General features: G+C 31.0%; 18 protein-coding genes. All 18 read right to left on the bottom strand.

Annotated elements, in window-relative coordinates; all coding sequences use genetic code 11:
• Window positions 1-44 precede the first annotated feature (44 nt).
• Window positions 45-680, bottom strand: coding sequence for a thiamine diphosphokinase (locus tag A3M9_RS0100290; protein ID WP_027307422.1), 636 nt, complete (start codon window positions 678-680; stop codon window positions 45-47).
• 4 nt (window positions 681-684) lie between these two features.
• Window positions 685-1332: a ribulose-phosphate 3-epimerase gene (gene rpe / locus A3M9_RS0100285; protein ID WP_027307421.1), complete on the bottom strand. Its 648-nt coding sequence runs from the start codon at window positions 1330-1332 to the stop codon at window positions 685-687.
• Window positions 1333-1334: 2 nt separating this feature from the next.
• Window positions 1335-2210 (bottom strand): ribosome small subunit-dependent GTPase A, encoded by an 876-nt coding sequence (gene rsgA, locus A3M9_RS0100280; RefSeq protein WP_027307420.1) that lies wholly within the window; start codon window positions 2208-2210, stop codon window positions 1335-1337.
• A 12-nt stretch (window positions 2211-2222) separates the two neighbouring features.
• Window positions 2223-3893 (bottom strand): PASTA domain-containing protein, encoded by a 1671-nt coding sequence (locus tag A3M9_RS12860; RefSeq protein WP_051350528.1) that lies wholly within the window; start codon window positions 3891-3893, stop codon window positions 2223-2225.
• On the bottom strand, window positions 3890-4612 hold the full coding sequence (locus tag A3M9_RS0100270; RefSeq protein WP_027307419.1) for a Stp1/IreP family PP2C-type Ser/Thr phosphatase: 723 nt from the start codon (window positions 4610-4612) through the stop codon (window positions 3890-3892). The genes A3M9_RS12860 and A3M9_RS0100270 overlap by 4 nt, the downstream gene beginning before the upstream one ends.
• A 12-nt stretch (window positions 4613-4624) precedes the next feature.
• Window positions 4625-5650 (bottom strand): 23S rRNA (adenine(2503)-C(2))-methyltransferase RlmN, encoded by a 1026-nt coding sequence (gene rlmN / locus A3M9_RS0100265; RefSeq protein ID WP_027307418.1) that lies wholly within the window; start codon window positions 5648-5650, stop codon window positions 4625-4627.
• Window positions 5651-5654: 4 nt separating this feature from the next.
• Window positions 5655-6983, bottom strand: a complete 1329-nt coding sequence (rsmB, locus tag A3M9_RS0100260) for a 16S rRNA (cytosine(967)-C(5))-methyltransferase RsmB (RefSeq protein WP_027307417.1) — start codon at window positions 6981-6983, stop codon at window positions 5655-5657.
• Between the two features lie 57 nt (window positions 6984-7040).
• Window positions 7041-7724 carry a zinc metallopeptidase gene (locus tag A3M9_RS0100255; protein ID WP_027307416.1) on the bottom strand — a complete coding sequence of 228 codons (684 nt, stop codon included), beginning with the start codon at window positions 7722-7724 and terminating at the stop codon, window positions 7041-7043.
• Between the two features lie 10 nt (window positions 7725-7734).
• Window positions 7735-8664, bottom strand: coding sequence for a methionyl-tRNA formyltransferase (gene fmt / locus A3M9_RS0100250; protein WP_027307415.1), 930 nt, complete (start codon window positions 8662-8664; stop codon window positions 7735-7737).
• Between the two features lie 4 nt (window positions 8665-8668).
• Entirely contained in the window at window positions 8669-9118 is a 450-nt protein-coding gene (def, locus tag A3M9_RS0100245) for a peptide deformylase (RefSeq protein WP_027307414.1), read from the bottom strand.
• 14 nt (window positions 9119-9132) lie between these two features.
• Complete coding sequence (gene priA / locus A3M9_RS0100240) at window positions 9133-11535, bottom strand: primosomal protein N' (RefSeq protein ID WP_027307413.1); 2403 nt, start codon at window positions 11533-11535, stop codon at window positions 9133-9135.
• A gap of 126 nt (window positions 11536-11661) precedes the next feature.
• Entirely contained in the window at window positions 11662-12840 is a 1179-nt protein-coding gene (gene coaBC / locus A3M9_RS0100235) for a bifunctional phosphopantothenoylcysteine decarboxylase/phosphopantothenate--cysteine ligase CoaBC (RefSeq protein ID WP_027307412.1), read from the bottom strand.
• A gap of 13 nt (window positions 12841-12853) precedes the next feature.
• The gene (gene rpoZ / locus A3M9_RS0100230; RefSeq protein ID WP_027307411.1) at window positions 12854-13078 is read right to left on the bottom strand and encodes a DNA-directed RNA polymerase subunit omega; all 225 of its coding nucleotides are present in this window, start codon (window positions 13076-13078) and stop codon (window positions 12854-12856) included.
• Window positions 13071-13691: a guanylate kinase gene (gmk, locus tag A3M9_RS0100225; protein ID WP_027307410.1), complete on the bottom strand. Its 621-nt coding sequence runs from the start codon at window positions 13689-13691 to the stop codon at window positions 13071-13073. The genes rpoZ and gmk overlap by 8 nt, the downstream gene beginning before the upstream one ends.
• 15 nt (window positions 13692-13706) lie before the next feature.
• Window positions 13707-13982, bottom strand: a complete 276-nt coding sequence (gene remA / locus A3M9_RS0100220; protein ID WP_027307409.1) for an extracellular matrix/biofilm regulator RemA — start codon at window positions 13980-13982, stop codon at window positions 13707-13709.
• 11 nt (window positions 13983-13993) lie between these two features.
• Window positions 13994-14872 (bottom strand): YicC/YloC family endoribonuclease, encoded by an 879-nt coding sequence (locus tag A3M9_RS0100215; protein ID WP_027307408.1) that lies wholly within the window; start codon window positions 14870-14872, stop codon window positions 13994-13996.
• Between the two features lie 119 nt (window positions 14873-14991).
• Window positions 14992-16152, bottom strand: a complete 1161-nt coding sequence (locus tag A3M9_RS0100210; protein ID WP_027307407.1) for an aminotransferase class I/II-fold pyridoxal phosphate-dependent enzyme — start codon at window positions 16150-16152, stop codon at window positions 14992-14994.
• Between the two features lie 56 nt (window positions 16153-16208).
• Complete coding sequence (gene dapF, locus A3M9_RS0100205; protein ID WP_027307406.1) at window positions 16209-17003, bottom strand: diaminopimelate epimerase; 795 nt, start codon at window positions 17001-17003, stop codon at window positions 16209-16211.
• Window positions 17004-17014: the final 11 nt, after the last annotated feature.

The following is a 17014-nucleotide window of genomic DNA, read 5'->3' as shown; positions in this document are numbered from 1 at the left end:
TATGGGATTTTTATATTTAAATTGAGACTATTTTTATAAAATAATTATATTAACTTTTGTTTTACAACTATAAGTATGCCTTCCTTTACCTTGATGGAGCAACTTTTTTCAATAAATTCATTTGAAACTCCTATTGATTGTCCCAGTCGAATATTGCCATCAACCAATTTATATTTTAAACCCTTTGTGGTTATACCCTTAACCTCTAAAGTTAAAGGTATTAACGATAATGTATCACCTATTTCTCCTTCTATCTGTAAATAATCATTACAAATATAAATATATGCTGAATCTGTTGCTATATACGCATCTACACCTTTACTTTTTATTTTGTATAATAAGCTTATGTTTATTAGACTATGGTCTATTCTTGAACCAATCCCGCTAATTATGCATATACTGTCTGCACCAGAGTCTATTGCATAATCAACACAAAGCTCAGTATCACTAAAATCCTTTTCCCTTGGATAGGAAACTATTTTAATTCCATTTTCTAAAAAATATTCATATACATTCTTATCAATAGAGTCTAAATCACCAATTATTATATCTGGCTTAATACCTATCTCCATAGCATAAATTGCCCCACCATCTGAGCATATAATTAAATCTGCATCCTTAAATTCTCTTTTTAATACCTCTTTAGAATTGTAACCGTGTGCTATAACAAGAGCCTTCATTTTTTCACCACTTTTTAAATTCACTTGTTGTTTTTTTAATGTCATCTGATTCAAATATTGCAGATCCAGCTACTAATACATTAGCTCCAGCCTCAACAACCTCTCTAAAATTATCAAGTTTAATTCCTCCATCTACCTCAATATCTATATTAAGTCCTCTTGAGTGTATAGTGGTTTTTAGCTTTTTAATCTTTTCCACCATATTAGGAATAAATTTTTGTCCTCCAAATCCTGGATTAACAGTCATAATCAATACCATATCAATATACTCTAATGAATAATCTAAAACATTAAGGGGAGTTGCGGGATTTAAAGCTACCCCAACTTTTTTGCCAAAGCTTTTTATATTTTGTATTGTTCTATTTAGATGTCTACAAGCCTCAGCGTGAACAGTTATTATATCTGCACCAGCCTTTGCAAAATCTTCAATATAATAATCAGGGTTTTCTATCATCAAATGAACATCAAATACTAAATTACTATTCTTTCTAATTGCCTTAACAACCGGTGCACCTATTGTAATATTAGGAACAAAATGACCATCCATTACATCAATATGAAGGTAATCTGCTCCTGCCTCCTCTACCTTTTTTATCTCTTCATAAAGCCTACTAAAATCTGCTGACAGAATTGATGGTGCAATCTTTATCATCATTAGTACCTCCTATTTTGTTGTAACTCAGTTAAGAACTTTATATAGTTATCGTATCTATCCTTTGATATTACACCTTCTTCAACCTTATTTTTAATCATACAATCTCGTTCTTTAAAATGAAGGCAAGATGTAAATCTACATTCTGAACTATATTCATTAAATTCTCTAAAATAGTTTTGAAGCTCTTCAATTTCAATAAAGGATAAATCTATTAATGAAAAACCTGGAGTGTCTACTAAATATGTGTTGTCATCTATGTCAATTAATTCTGCATGCCTTGTAGTATGTTTGCCTCTACTTACCTTTTTACTTATTTCTCCTGTCTGCATAACTACCTTGTTTTGAACTTTATTAAATATTGTAGATTTACCAACACCTGAAGGACCTGCAAACACTGTTGTTTTATTTTTTAAAATCTTTTTTATTTCTTCAATTCCTTCTCCTGTTTTACCATTTGTTTTAATAACTTTATACCCTATACTGCTGTATATTTTACTTAAATAATCAAATTTATTATCTACATCTAGATCGCATTTATTAAAACAAATTATAGCATCTATATTGTTATACTCTGTAAGCACTAAAACTCTATCAAGAACCTCAAGGCTGATATCTGGATCCTTTAGTGCAAAAACTAAAATTGCTTGGTCTATATTACTTACTTGTGGCCTAATTAATTCATTCTTTCTTGGCAGAATGCTATCAATTACGCCTTTTTCATCATCTATTTTCTCAACAATAACGTTGTCTCCAACTATTGGAGACAACTTATCCCTTCTAAATTTTCCTCTTGCTTTGCACTCAACTATACTGCCATCATCTAATTTTACATAATAGAATCCTGCAATGCCCCTTACTATACGGCCTTGCTGCATCGTACAACCTCCCTATTGATTGTTTCCTGTGTTATTTTGTCCTTCTTGAGTTTGTTCAAGTTCTTTTTTATTAATAACAACATTTATCATAGTTCCTTCTTTGACAGTAACGCCTGCTGCCACATCTTGAGAGATTATAACATCCTCAATATATTTTGAATCATATCCATAGGTTATATTCCCTAAAACTAAGTTTGCTGCTTGAAGCTGTGCCTTTGCCTCTTCAATACTTCTGCCCAATAAGATTGGAACCTTTGTAAACTTTTCTTCCTTACCATCGCTTATTACTATATTTACTTCTGCACCCTCTATTATTTCAGTATTAGGCTTTGGGTCCTGATCCATTATTCTATTCTTTTCAACTTCATCGCTATATTTTCTTTCTATGCTTCCTCTTTTTAAACCATTATTTTTTAACAATATTTCTGCCTCAAGAAGATCAAGTCCCTTTAAATCTGGTACAATTACTTTTTTCTGTCCAGCACTTAGTTTAACTCTTATTGTCGAACCTTCCTTTACCTTTATTCCATCTTCAGGATACATCTTTATAATAGTGCCTTCAGGTTTATCACTGTATTCCTTACCTTCCACTTCAAGCTTTAATTTTAAAGGTTCAAGTTTTAATTTTGCTTCTTCCTCATTCAATCCAATTATGTTTGGAACTTCAACATCCTTTACAACAAAATTTTTACTTAGTATTATATATCCTGCTGTAAATAACACAACTAAAACTGATAATGTAATAAATAGAGGTTTAATTATGCTCTTTTTCTTTTTATTCTTTAATACCTTATCCACCTCTTTTACATCAATAATTCGGGTGGACTGTGTTTCATCAAAATTATTTATTACTGCATTAGGATTTTCTTTAACTTTAATAATATCGTCCACTAACTCTTTTGCACTTTGATATCTTTTAAACATATCCTTCTGTAGAGCTTTTTTAACTATATCATTTACAGTCTTTGGAATAGAAGTATCAATTGCGATAGGTTCTGTAATATCCTCCTGAATGTGTTTTATAGCAACTGATATGGGACTTTCTGCATCAAATGGCAGTCTTCCAGTTAACATCTCATACATAACAACACCAAGTGAATATATATCTGTTCTATGATCGCTAAAACCACCCTTTGCCTGTTCTGGTGACAGATAATGCACAGAACCTAAAACCTTATTAGTATTAGTAACTGTTGCTACAGTTGAAGCCCTTGCTATTCCAAAATCCGTCACTTTAATTGTTCCCTCTTCTGTAACTACTATATTGTGTGGTTTTATATCCCTATGAACAACCCCATTTTTATGGGCATTATCTAACGCCATAGCTATCTGTAGTGTTATATCTAAAACTCTTTTATAACCTATTTTCCCATTGCTTTTTATATATTCCTTAAGAGTCTGACCTTTTATATACTCCATTACAATATAATAAATGTTATCCTGTTCACCTACATCAAAAATTGATACAATATTAGGATGAGTTAAGCTTGCTGCTGCTATAGATTCCCTCTTAAACTTCTTTACAAAATCTTCATCCTGTGTAAATTCCTGCTTTAAAATCTTAACTGCAACATATCTATTTAGGAGCTGATCTTTAGCTTTATAAACAATTGCCATTCCACCTTCACCAATCTGTTCCACAATTATATAACGTCCACCTAAGGTTGTACCTATTAAATTCATTTCCCCACCTCCTTTTGTGCAACAATAACTGAAATGTTATCTGCTCCACCACGTTCATTTGCAGTATCTATTAATGTTTTTATAGGATCCTTTTCCTTCAAAACAATCTCCTTTATCTCCTCTTCACTTATGTAATTTGTTAATCCATCAGTACATAGAAGTATTATTTCATTATCCTTTAATTCAAAATCAACTATATCAACCATAACGTACTCATCAACGCCTATTGCTCTTGTAATTAAATTCTTCTGAGGATGATTTACAGCCTCCTCCTTTGTAATAGTGCCTTTATTTATTAACTGCTGTACAAAGGAATGGTCCTCTGTAACCTTTATAATATAGTCATCTGTTATTCTATAGGCTCTTGAATCACCAACATGACCTATTATGGCCCTTTTATCAAGAAGTAAACAACAAGTAATCGTTGTTCCCATACCCCTTAAATTATCATTTTCCTTTGAAATCTTATATACAACACTGTTAGCATATACAATTGCATCTCTAACAAGTTCTAATTTATCTTCTGTTTTACTAAAATTATTAAAAATATATTCTTTTATTGTAGTTGAAGCAATTTCACTCGCAACTTCTCCTCCATTGTGTCCCCCCATTCCATCTGCTACAATCATAAGACTATAATTGGGGGATTTAAAAACAAGTACATAATCCTCATTTAACTCTCTTTTTTTACCAATATCTGTCTTGCAAAATATATACACAAAACCACCTCTTTAAATTTCTTGATACCTTCTTCTCAGCTGGCCACAAGCCGCATCAATATCAGCCCCCAATTCTCTCCTTATTGTAGTTTCTATTCCTCTACTCTCTAAAATATTCTTAAATTTAACTATTTTATCTTGATTAGACCTCTTTAAATCTCTTTCAGTTACGGCATTTATAGGTATCAAATTTACATGACACAAAAGCCCCTTTAATTTTCCCGCTAACTCTTCAGCATGTTCCCTTTCATCATTTACCCCATCTATCATCGTATATTCAAAGGTAATTCTCCTATCTGTCTTTTCAATATAATATCTGCAAGCATCTAATATTTGCTCTATAGAGTATCTATTTGCAATAGGCATAGTTTTTTTTCTTATTTCATCATTGGGTGCGTGAAGTGATATCGCAAGTGTTATTTGATAATTTAAATCTGCTAATCTTTTAATTTCTGGAACCAACCCACAAGTTGATATAGTTATATGCCTCATACCTATATGTAGCCCCTCTGGTTCCTTTAGAAGCTCTAAAAATTTTATAGTATTATCAAAATTATCAAGGGGTTCACCAACTCCCATTAATACAATATTTGATATCCTTTCATTTATATCATTTTGAACCATTATAATTTGACCTATCATCTCCCCTGATGTTAAATTCCTAATCTTACCTCCAATTGTTGAAGCACAGAATTTACACCCCATACTACATCCAACCTGAGTTGAAATACATATTGAATTACCATAATTATACCTCATTAAAACACATTCAATCAAATTACCATCCAATAATTTTAATAAATATTTTACAGTTCCATCTACTTTAGATACTTGTTTTTTAACTATTTCCATATTTTTTATGTATGCTTTTTCTGACAGCTTTATCCTTAAATTCTTAGATAAATCTGTCATACTTTCAAAATCTTCAACACCCTTATGTATCCATTTAAATACCTGTTTAGCTCTAAACTTAGGTTCGCCTATCTCTTCTATGAAATTCTGCATCTCCTTTAGACTCAAACTCCTTAACTCTATCATAATATCACCTTATTCTTTTTAGTTTTGCTATAAAAAATCCATCCATCTTATGTACGTTTGGAAATATCTTTACATATTTCTTTTGTGTTTTTAGCTCTTGTGGTAAAAATTCATTTATATCCTCTAAAACAAAATTATCATTCTCCTTTAAAAACTCCTCAATTACCCACTCATTCTCCTGTAATGTTATTGTACAAGTACTATATACAATAAATCCATCCTTTTTCACATATTTTGCTGCATTGTTTAAAATACTTTTTTGTATTAGGGTTAACTTATTTATATCCTCCCTTTTTACATTATACTTTATTTCTGGTTTTTTTCTTAAAAGTCCAAGTCCAGAGCAAGGTGCATCAACCAAAACTCTATCTGCATAGTCAGTATACTCCTCCATAAAAATCTGTGCATCCTTTAATTTAGCATCTATAATATCTATACCTAATCTTCTTGAATTATCTTTAATCAATTTCAATTTATGTTCATGAATATCAAAGGCTGTTATCTCTCCCCTATTATTCATTAGCTGTGCAATATGCGTTGTTTTGCCACCTGGTGCACTGCATAAATCTAAAACCTTCATACCTTCTTTTACATCTAACACCCTACTTGGTAACATAGAACTTTCATCTTGTATTATAAAAAGCCCCTTATTAAACTCCTCTGATTTTTCTATATTAGAAAAATCTTCTAATATCAATGCCTCTTCAACCACACCATCATATACCTTTATTCCCTTTTGCTCTAATATATTCTTTAAATCTTCCTTTGAAATTTTTAAAGTATTAACTCTAATTGTTAAGTTTGGCGTAGTATTGTTAGCCTTTAGAAGCTCTTCCGTAAATTGTTCTTTAAATTCATCAATAAACATTTTTACCATCCACTCAGGATGTGAGTATTGTATTGATAATTTTTTTATCTTGTCCTTAACATTAATTTGATTAAATTGCTCCCTGTTTCTTAATATACTTCTTAAAACACCATTAACAAAGCCTGAAGCCTTCTTTTCTTTTTGTTTTACTATCTCAACAGATTCATTTATTGCTGCATATTCTGGAACCTTATCCATAAAAAATATCTGATATACAGCAATCCTTATAGAATTGAGTACCCATTTTGTCATTTTACTTGTTTTTATATTAGAAAATTTATTTATAAAATAGTCTATTTTTATTAAGTTTCTTAAAGTACCATACACAATTTCAGAAGTAAATGCTCTATCTATAGGTTTCATATCATATTTTTTAAAATAATAATTTAGCTTTATATTAGAAAATGCTCCCTCTTCAATATCACACAGTGTTTTTACTGCAACGTATCGTGCCAAATCCTTCATAATTAACCTCCAAATCTGTAATATAAAATTATGAAGGAAGTTTAACCTCCTTCATAATTAGTCACGGGAATCACGAGTCAATACAATTAGTCTTAAAAGTTGAGAAATAGCCATAAGAGTTGCTGCAACATAAGTTAGTGCTGCTGCACTAAGTACCTTTTTTGCTTTATAAAGCTCTTCTTTATATAAAATATTATAATTATCAAGCTGATTTAAAGCTCTTGAACTTGCATTAAATTCTACTGGCAATGTTATAACTTGAAACAAAACAACGGCTGTAAAGAGCAAAATTCCAAGGTTTATTAGACCTGCACTACTTAAAAAAATTCCTAAAAGAATTAAAACCCAAGATAGGTTGGAACCAATATTTGCAACTGGAACTAAAGCATTCCTAAATATAAGTGGTGCATAACCTCTATTATGCTGTAGTGCGTGGCCTGCTTCGTGGGCTGCAACTCCTATTGCTGCAATTGAAGAACTATGAAATACGCCTTGGGATAATCTTAGCACTCTATCCCTGGGATTATAGTGATCCGTTAAATTTCCAGGTATCATCTCTATTGCAACATCATATAACCCATTGTAATCAAGTATCCTTCTTGCTGCCTCTGCACCTGTTAAACCTGATAAAGAATACTCTCTTGAATACCTCGAATAAGTAGACTGTATTTTTGCTTGTGCATAAAGCGAAAGCAATATGGCAGGTATTAAAATGACAAAAGTACTATCATAATAAAACATAAAATCACCCCTATTTTAATAACTTTCCAACCTCAAGACTATTACCATTTAAAAATGTTGCAATATCCATTCTCTTACTTCCCTGCTTCTGTATTTCCTTCAATACTATTATACCCTCTCTGCAGGTTATTTTAACCCCATCTTTACTTACATCTACTATTTTACCAGCCACATCATTTTTTCCACCTTCTATTAATTCGCATCTCCAAACCTTAATCATTATATCATCATAATAAAAATATGCACTTGGCCAAGGAGTAACCCCTCTAATTAAGTTAAATACATCTCTTGCATTTTTATCCCAATTAATGTGCCCAAGCTCCTTATCCATCATTGGAGCATATGTAGCCTTAGAATCATCCTGTTTTTCTGGTGTTACTTCACCCTTTTCTATTTTTTCCAAAGTTTCGATTAAAAGTTCAGCACCTACAATCATAAGCTTATCATGTAGAGAACCTGCAGTATCTGTATCTAAAATTTCAACCTCTCTTTTAAGAAGCATATCCCCTGTATCAAGTCCAACATCCATCATCATCGTTGTAACACCTGTAATTCTATTTCCATTGATTATAGACCAATTTATAGGTGCTGCACCCCTAAGTTCCGGTAAAAGTGATGCATGTACATTTATACATCCATACTTTGGTATATCAAGAACTTCTTTTGGAAGTATTTGACCATAAGCTACAACCACACAAACATCTGGATTCAAGTTTTTAAGTTCTTCAATATATTCTACTTCTTTTCTTATTTTACTTGGTTGATAAACAGGTATATTATGTTCTAATGCAACCTCCTTTACAGGTGAATATTGAACCTTTTGTCCTCTTCCCTTTGGTTTATCTGGTTGAGTAAATACAGCTATAACTTCGTGTTTTTCTATTAACTTTTTTAAAGTAGGAACTGCAAAATCTGGAGTTCCCATAAATACAACCTTCATTTAATCACTCTCCCTGCTCAATTATTTTGTCAATAAACAATACTCCATTTAAATGGTCAATCTCGTGGCAAAATGCACGTGCTAAAAGTTCTTCACCTTCTTCTATAAACTCATTTCCATTTATATCCTGAGCTCTAACTTTAACTTTATAAGGTCTTTTTACTGGACCTCTTCTATTTGGCACACTTAAACACCCCTCATCATCTATTTGTTCTCCCTCTTCATAGATTATCTCTGGATTAATATAAGCCTTTGGTCCATCACCTACATCAATTACTATAACCCTTTTTAATATACCAACCTGTGGTGCTGCCAATCCAACACCATCTGCTTCATACATAGTATCTATCATATCCTCTACTAAAATCTTTAACCTTTCATCAAACTTAACTACAGGTTTGCTTATCTTTCTTAAAACGTCATCTCCTACTTTTCTAATTTGTCTTAATGCCATTTAATATCACTCCTTTAAATTAAGCTATATGGATTTAAATCAATCGAATATTTAACGGATGTTGCTCTTGTTTTATCATATATTATTTTATCAATAATATCTATATAATCAACTATACATCCCTTAATCATCATATTCCATCTGAACGTATTTTTAATTTTTGAAATAAAATTAGGAGTTGGACCAAGTATTGTAAAATCACTTGGTATAACCCTTTTTACCTCTTGTTCTATTCCTTTGCATATTCTTATTAGCTCTTCTTCATTAATAGAAGTAAAAAGAAAGTATGTTAAATCTGTAAAGGGAGGATTATTTAGAAATCTTCTAATTTCAATCTCCTTTTTATAGAATTCATTATAATTTTGTGTTGCTGCAAGTTGTATACTGTAATGTTCAGGCTCATAGGTTTGAATAACAACTTTTCCCTTATCATATCCTCTACCTGCCCTTCCTGCTACTTGAACAAGAAGTTGAAATGTTTTTTCTGCTGCTCTAAAATCAGGAAGATTAAGCATTGTATCTGCTGCAACAACTCCAACTAAAGTTACATTTTTAAAATCCATACCCTTGCTTATCATCTGAGTTCCTATCAATATATCTGCCTTATGTTCCTTAAAAAGTCTATATAACCTTTCGTGTTCTCCCTTTTTTCTTGTTGTATCCATATCCATTCTAATTACACGTGCTGAAGGAAATAATCTCTTAACTTCCTGTTCAATTTTTTCTGTACCTGCACCAAAATGCTTAATGTACTTACTTTTACATTTAGGACAAAGTTTTGGTATATGCATCGTCTGGCCACAATAATGACACTCAAGTGTATTTGTAGAGATATGGTATGTCATTGCCACATCACAATTTGAACACTTACACACATAGCCACACTCTCTACAGGAAACAAAGGTTGAATAACCTCTTCTGTTTAAAAATAAAATGGTCTGTTTATTATTTTTTAAATTTTCTTCAATAGAGCTATATAATTCTCTGCTAAATATTGACCTATTTCCCGTAATTAATTCCTGACGCATATCTACTATATGTACATCAGGTAAAGTTGAACCGCTTACTCTTTCATCTATTTCTATCAGATTATAAATTCCCCTACTAACATTATAATAGCTCTCAATTGAAGGAGTAGCAGAACCTAAAACTAAAAGACCATCAATTAAATTGACTCTTTGTTCTGCAACCTCGCGTGTTAAATATTTTGGGTTTTGTTCTGACTTATAGGAATACTCATGCTCTTCATCAATTATTATCAGCTTTAAATTTTCAACTGGTGCAAACACAGCAGATCTTGCACCAACTACAATTTTTGCCTCTCCTCGGCTTATTCTTCTCCATTCATCATATCTTTCTCCATCTGATAGCCTACTATGAAGAATTGCCACCTTATCCTTAAATCTACCTTTAAATCGCTCAACGGTTTGAGGTGTTAATGATATTTCAGGTACTAAAACTATTGCCCCATAATTTAAATTAATGAAGTGTTCAACTAAGTTTAGATAGATTTCTGTCTTACCACAACCTGTAACACCTCTTATTAAAGAAACCCTTCTACCTTCTCTATATTCATTTAATATGGACTCAAATGCCTTCCTTTGAATATGAGATAAGATGTGTTTAGGATAATTGGCATATTCTGTTGCAACCTCTCTATATACTTCCCTTTCAAATATTTCAATTACACCTTTTTCTTCTAATGATTTAATTGTAACTCTTGAGCAACCTAATATATCGATAAGTTGAGATAACAGAATTTCATTTATATTATTATTTAAAAAATACTCTATAATTTTTTTTTGTTGCTTTAATCTTTTATTATTTAATAATTCTAATGCCATTTTGTTGTCTTTAAGTCTTACTAGTTGGACTGTTTTTTTACTTAAATTCTGTTTTGTTTCTATTTTTAAATCTATAATTCCTCTGTTTCTCATACTTATTAAATCTGCTCTTTTTATGTTAATTGATTTTAAATCAATCTTAACATAATTGTCTTTATTTAACATTGATAAAAACTGCTTTTCTTTTTTAGAACATATACTACAATCTTCTATAACTATTTTTGCTTCAAAACACTCTGAAATTCCCATTTTAGGTGGAAGAATAGAATAGATTGCTTCACTTAATGTACACACATATTTTTTCTTCATAAAATACGCAAGTTTAATCAAATCCTGAGGTAAAATAAATTCCTCATCGATAATATCATAAATCTCTTTATATTTAATTTCTTCTTCACTTTTTTCATTTATCTCTAGGACAACACCCTGGATAAGCTTATTTGATGCTCCAAAGGGTACGATTACCCTCATACCTATTTTTATACTCTCCTTCAAACTATCTGGCACAGAATAGTCAAAAAGCCTATCAATTTCTTTAGAAGGATTATCAATACATACAGATGCTATTATCATATATTATCCTCCACATCATAAAAAGCTCCTCTTTTATAAAAGAAGATTATATAGCTATAAATAATTTATATCTTCATCATTAGTTATAAGTACAAAAAAAGAGCAGAAGTGCTCTTTTTTTTCTGCTTATTTAACTAATAAATTAAGAATGGTGTGTGCTACATCTAATTTTGACATATTTGGGTAGTCCTTTACATTCCCAAACTTGTCTATAATTTTTATAGTATTTGTATCTGTTCCAAAACCACTATCCTTTTGACTTACATCATTTGCTATAATATAATCTAAATTTTTCTTTTTAATTTTCTTTGTTGCATTTTCTAAAACATCATTTGTTTCAGCTGCAAAGCCTATTACAACTTGTCTTGATTTTTTTTCTTTAATTTCATATAATATATCCTTATTTCTGGTAAGTTCTATTTTTAGATCATCATCTGATTTTTTTATTTTTATATTACTTTTTTCTTTAGGTCTATAATCTGCAACAGCTGCCGACATAATCAAAACATCACATTTATCAAATCTATCACTAACAGCTCTATACATATCCTCAGCACTATATACGTTTACAACATCTATAAAGGATGGTGGGGTTAAATCTGTTGGACCTGTAATAAGTGTTACATTTGCTCCTCTATCCCTTGCCGCCTTTGCTATAGCATAGCCCATCTTCCCTGTGGACCTATTTGTAATAAACCTAACAGGATCAATATCCTCCCTTGTAGGCCCTGCTGTTATCAAAATATTTTTACCTACTAAATCTTTCTCTTTATAAAGGAGCATTTCAATATATTCTACTATTTTTTCTGGTTCTGCAAGCTTGCCCTTTCCAACTGCTCCACAAGCAAGTCTACCTGACTCAGGTTCTATAAAATAATAGCCCATTGACTTTAAGCATTCTATGTTTCTTTGAACTATTTTATTTTCATACATATTGGTATTCATTGCTGGTGCTATTAAAACTGGAGCTTTTGTTGCCATAACAGTTGTTGTCAGCATATCATCTGCAATTCCATTTGCTATCTTACCTATAACATTTGCTGTTGCTGGTGCTATTACAAAAACATCTGCCTTTTCAGCAAGTGAAATATGTTCTACCTCCCAAGTTTTCGGATCTTCGAACATATCAACCACAACATAATTTTGACTTAACGATTGAAAACTAAGGGGTGCAACAAATTCGGTTGCTGATTCTGTCATAATTACATATACGTTTATACCCTTTTTTTTCAGCCTGCTTACAATATCTAAAGCCTTATAGCAGGCTATTCCACCAGATACCCCTATTACAACATTTTTTGACATATAAACACCTCAATTATTTTATACCTGATTTTAAGCTCTCATACTTAATTTTTCCTTCATTAATTTCATTTATTGCAATGGTAACAGGCTTGTTTGAATTTACTTTAACAAGAGGTTCCGCTTTATCAATTAGCTGTCTTGCACGTCTTGCTGTAACTACTACAAGTGAATATCTATCGCTAACCTTTTGTAATAGTGAAACAATTGATGGATTAATCATATTAGTATTATTAGTCATTTAAGAATCCCTCCTGCAAAAATATATAGTTTCCCTTTAACCTATCAACTCTACACTTTTCTGCTATAATTATCGCTTCAAGTCTTTCAACTGCATCTTCTACTACATCATTTACAATTACATAATTATAATTTGCAACATAATTAATCTCTTGAAAAGCTGATTTAAAACGCTTTAAAAGAGATTCTTCTGTTTCTGAACCCCTCTTTTTTATTCTATTTTTTAATTCCTCCATTGAAGGTGGCATGATAAACACAAATACACCTTCTGGATATTTTTCTTTAACCTTAAGTGCACCTTGTATATCTATTTCTAATATTATATCATTTCCTTCATTTAATATACGTTCAACATTTTCTCTTGGAGTTCCATAATAATTATCATAAACTTCTGCATATTCTAAGAACTCATCCTTATCAATCATCTGTTTAAATTTATCCTTTGAGATAAAGTAATAATTTATTCCCTCTACTTCATTTTGTCTTGGACTTCTTGTAGTACAAGACACTGATAATTTTATTTCTGGATGCTTTTCCAAAAGTGCTCTGCAGATTGTTCCCTTACCTGCACCTGATGGCCCAGAAATAACAATTAAAAGTCCTTTATTTTTCATAGCATTACCCTTCCTTTATTCTTCTGATTCTTCTATTACATCTACTTCTTCTTTTGTTGATAATCTATGTGCAACAGTTTCTGGCTGTACTGCTGATAATATAACGTGGTCACTATCTGTGATGATAACTGCTCTGGTTCTTCTTCCATATGTAGCATCAATTAGCATTCCTCTATCTCTTGCCTCTTGAATTATTCTTTTAATAGGTGCTGACTCTGGACTTACAATTGCAATGATTCTATTTGCTGATACAATATTACCAAAACCAATGTTTATTAATTTTATTGCCATTATTGTTCCTCCTATTCAATATTTTGTATTTGTTCTCTAATTTTTTCTATTTCACTTTTAATTTCAACTACAATGTTTGTAATAGTAAGATCATTTGATTTTGAACCTATTGTATTTGTCTCTCTATTCATCTCCTGAACTAAGAAATCAAGCTTTTTACCTATAGGTTCATCGGAATTTAAGCTTTCCTTAAATTGCTTTATGTGACTTCTTAATCTAACTATTTCCTCTGTTATATTACACTTGTCTGCAAAAAATGCAACTTCATTCAAAAGCCTTGCCTCATCAACCTCAATATCCTTTAAAAAATCAGAAATTCTTTGATATATTTTTTCCCTATATTCTTCAACCACCAAGTCTGATCTTTCATCAATTTTATTTACTAATTCAGCTATTTTATCACATCTTGTTATTAAATCCTCGCTTAATTTTATACCTTCTTTTTGTCTCATGTCAATAAACATATTTAATGCATTTTCTAAAGCATTGCTTAGAACCTGCCAAATTTCTTCAGTAACCTCTTCCTTCTTTTCAATACTCAACACATCTTGAAATTTTGACAGCCTTGAAACTGTTATATCATTCTCTAAATTTAATTTTTCGCTCATAATATGGAAGGCATCACAATAGGCCTTTGCTATATTTTCATCAAGCTTTACCTCTATGTCATCCTTGCTGAATCTATCCTGTGATATGTAAACATCAATTTTACCTCTTGATATATATGAGGATATAAATTTTCTAATTTTATCTTCAAGAGACATCAAATGTTTAGGATATCTAATATTAATATCTAAATATCTGTTATTTACAGATTTTAATTCTACAGTAAACGCTCTGTTGTTTATTTCAGAATACCCTCTCCCGTATCCTGTCATACTCTTTACCACAATTTCACCTTCTAACCTTTAATCTTTATTTTTTTCATTCTTTCTTATTATATCTAATGTATACATAATTTTTCAAGATTATTTTATAAATCTCCTCCATAAATTATGGAGGAGATTTATTAAAAATCTATCGCTTTTATATTGTCCATAGCTTCCCTTAAGTCTAAACTATTACAGGTTAATGATATTCTAACAAATCCTTCTCCTCTATCACCAAATGCATTTCCAGGTGTAATTAAAACGTGGGCCTTTTCCAATAGCATTGTACAAAATTCTTCTGATTTATAATTGTCTGGTATTTTAAACCAAACATAGAAGGTTCCCTCCGAATCAAACACTGTTAAATTCTTAGATCTTAGAGTATCTACTACTATTTTTCTTCTTTCTCTATATATATCGTTAATAAAATCTACATATACATCAGAAAAATCAAGTGCAAAGGCAGCTGCCCTCTGTATTGGAATAAACTGACCAGAATCAAAATTGGATTTAACTGAAACAATTTTGCTTATTGCCTCTTTATTACCAACAACATATCCAATTCTCCAACCAGTCATACTAAACAACTTAGAAAGACTACCAAATTCTATAGCTATGTCCTTTGCTCCAGCAACCTGTAATATACTTAGAGGCTTTTGTGCATTTGATAGAATTTCAACATAGGCAGCATCATTTGCTATTAATATATCATTTTCTTTTCCAAATTTAATTAATTTTGTAAAAAAATCAATGTTTGAAACTGCACCTGTTGGATTGTTAGGATAATTGGTAACAAGAAGCTTTGCCTTCCTTTTTACTTCTTCATATATATTTTCTAATCTTGGCAAATATTTATCTTCATACGTTAAAGGCATTGTATATACATTACATCCTGCAATATATGCACTTGCTCTATAAACAGGATATGCAGGATCAGGTATAATAACATAATCATCTATATCTGTAAGTGCAAGAAACATATGTGCTATTCCTTCTTTAGAGCCTATAAGCACAGCAACTTCATCCTTATAATCTAAATCCACATTAAACCTTCTTTTGTAATAATTAGCTATAGACATTTTAAGTTCCTCTATACCATCATATGGTGGGTATTTGTGATAGTTAGGATATTTTAATGCTTCAGTTAAATAATCTACTATAAATTCTGGGGTTTCTATATCAGGATCACCTATGCTTAAATCTATCACTTTTATTCCCTTTGCATTATAGCTTGTTTTTAATTCATCGAGTCTTGAAAAAATATACTTTGGAACCCTATTTAATCTGTTAGACAATTTCAAACCGTCTCTCTCCTAAAATTACTTTAATAATATAATATTCAAAATAATATTTTATGTCACAAAAGTAGTTTCCCTTCACATATAAATTCTGCAGGTCCCTCCATAAACACATAATAATTATATGTTATTTTTAGTGTACCTAATTTTAAATGGGCATTTACTTCATTGTTTGTATGGCCATTTATAAAGGTTGCAACAACACTGGCACAGGTTCCTGTACCACAGGCAAGGGTATAACCTGCTCCTCTTTCCCAAGTTCTAATCTTAATATTATCTTTATCAATCACACTAACAAAGTTTACATTTGTTCCTTTTTTGAAAATATCCATCTTTTCAATTATAGGTCCATACTTTATTACATCTTCATCAACAGTATCTTCAACGTATATTATTGTATGAGGAACTCCCATAGTCATTGTAGTTGCTTCAAACTCCCTACCTAAAACGTTAATCCTATAATATTTTTTGTCCTCTTCTATTATTGGTAGTCCCATATTAACCTTTACAGTCTTTACATTATCATTTTCAAGAGTAAAAATTACCTCAAGAACACCTGCCCCTGTCTCAACTTTGAAATTTTGCTTTTTAACTATTCCCTTTTCATATACGTATTTACTGAAACATCTCAATCCATTTCCACACATTTCAGCTAAACTTCCATCGGAATTAATTATAGTCATTTTTATATCAGCACAGCTTGATTCTTCAACTATTAGTATGCCATCTGCCCCTATACCTATGTGCCTATCACACACTTTTTTTGCAATATCACTCCAATCTTTGTTGCCTAATTCCTTTTTTTCAAATACAATAAAATCATTTCCAAGTCCATGCATTTTTACAAAATTCATTTTATCTCCCC

The organism is Caloramator sp. ALD01 (assembly GCF_000472625.1).
Taxonomy (GTDB): domain Bacteria; phylum Bacillota; class Clostridia; order Clostridiales; family Caloramatoraceae; genus Thermobrachium; species Thermobrachium proteoclasticum.
The sequence above is the reverse complement of the archived record's forward strand: the minus strand, read 5'-3'. Positions and strand labels throughout refer to the sequence as shown.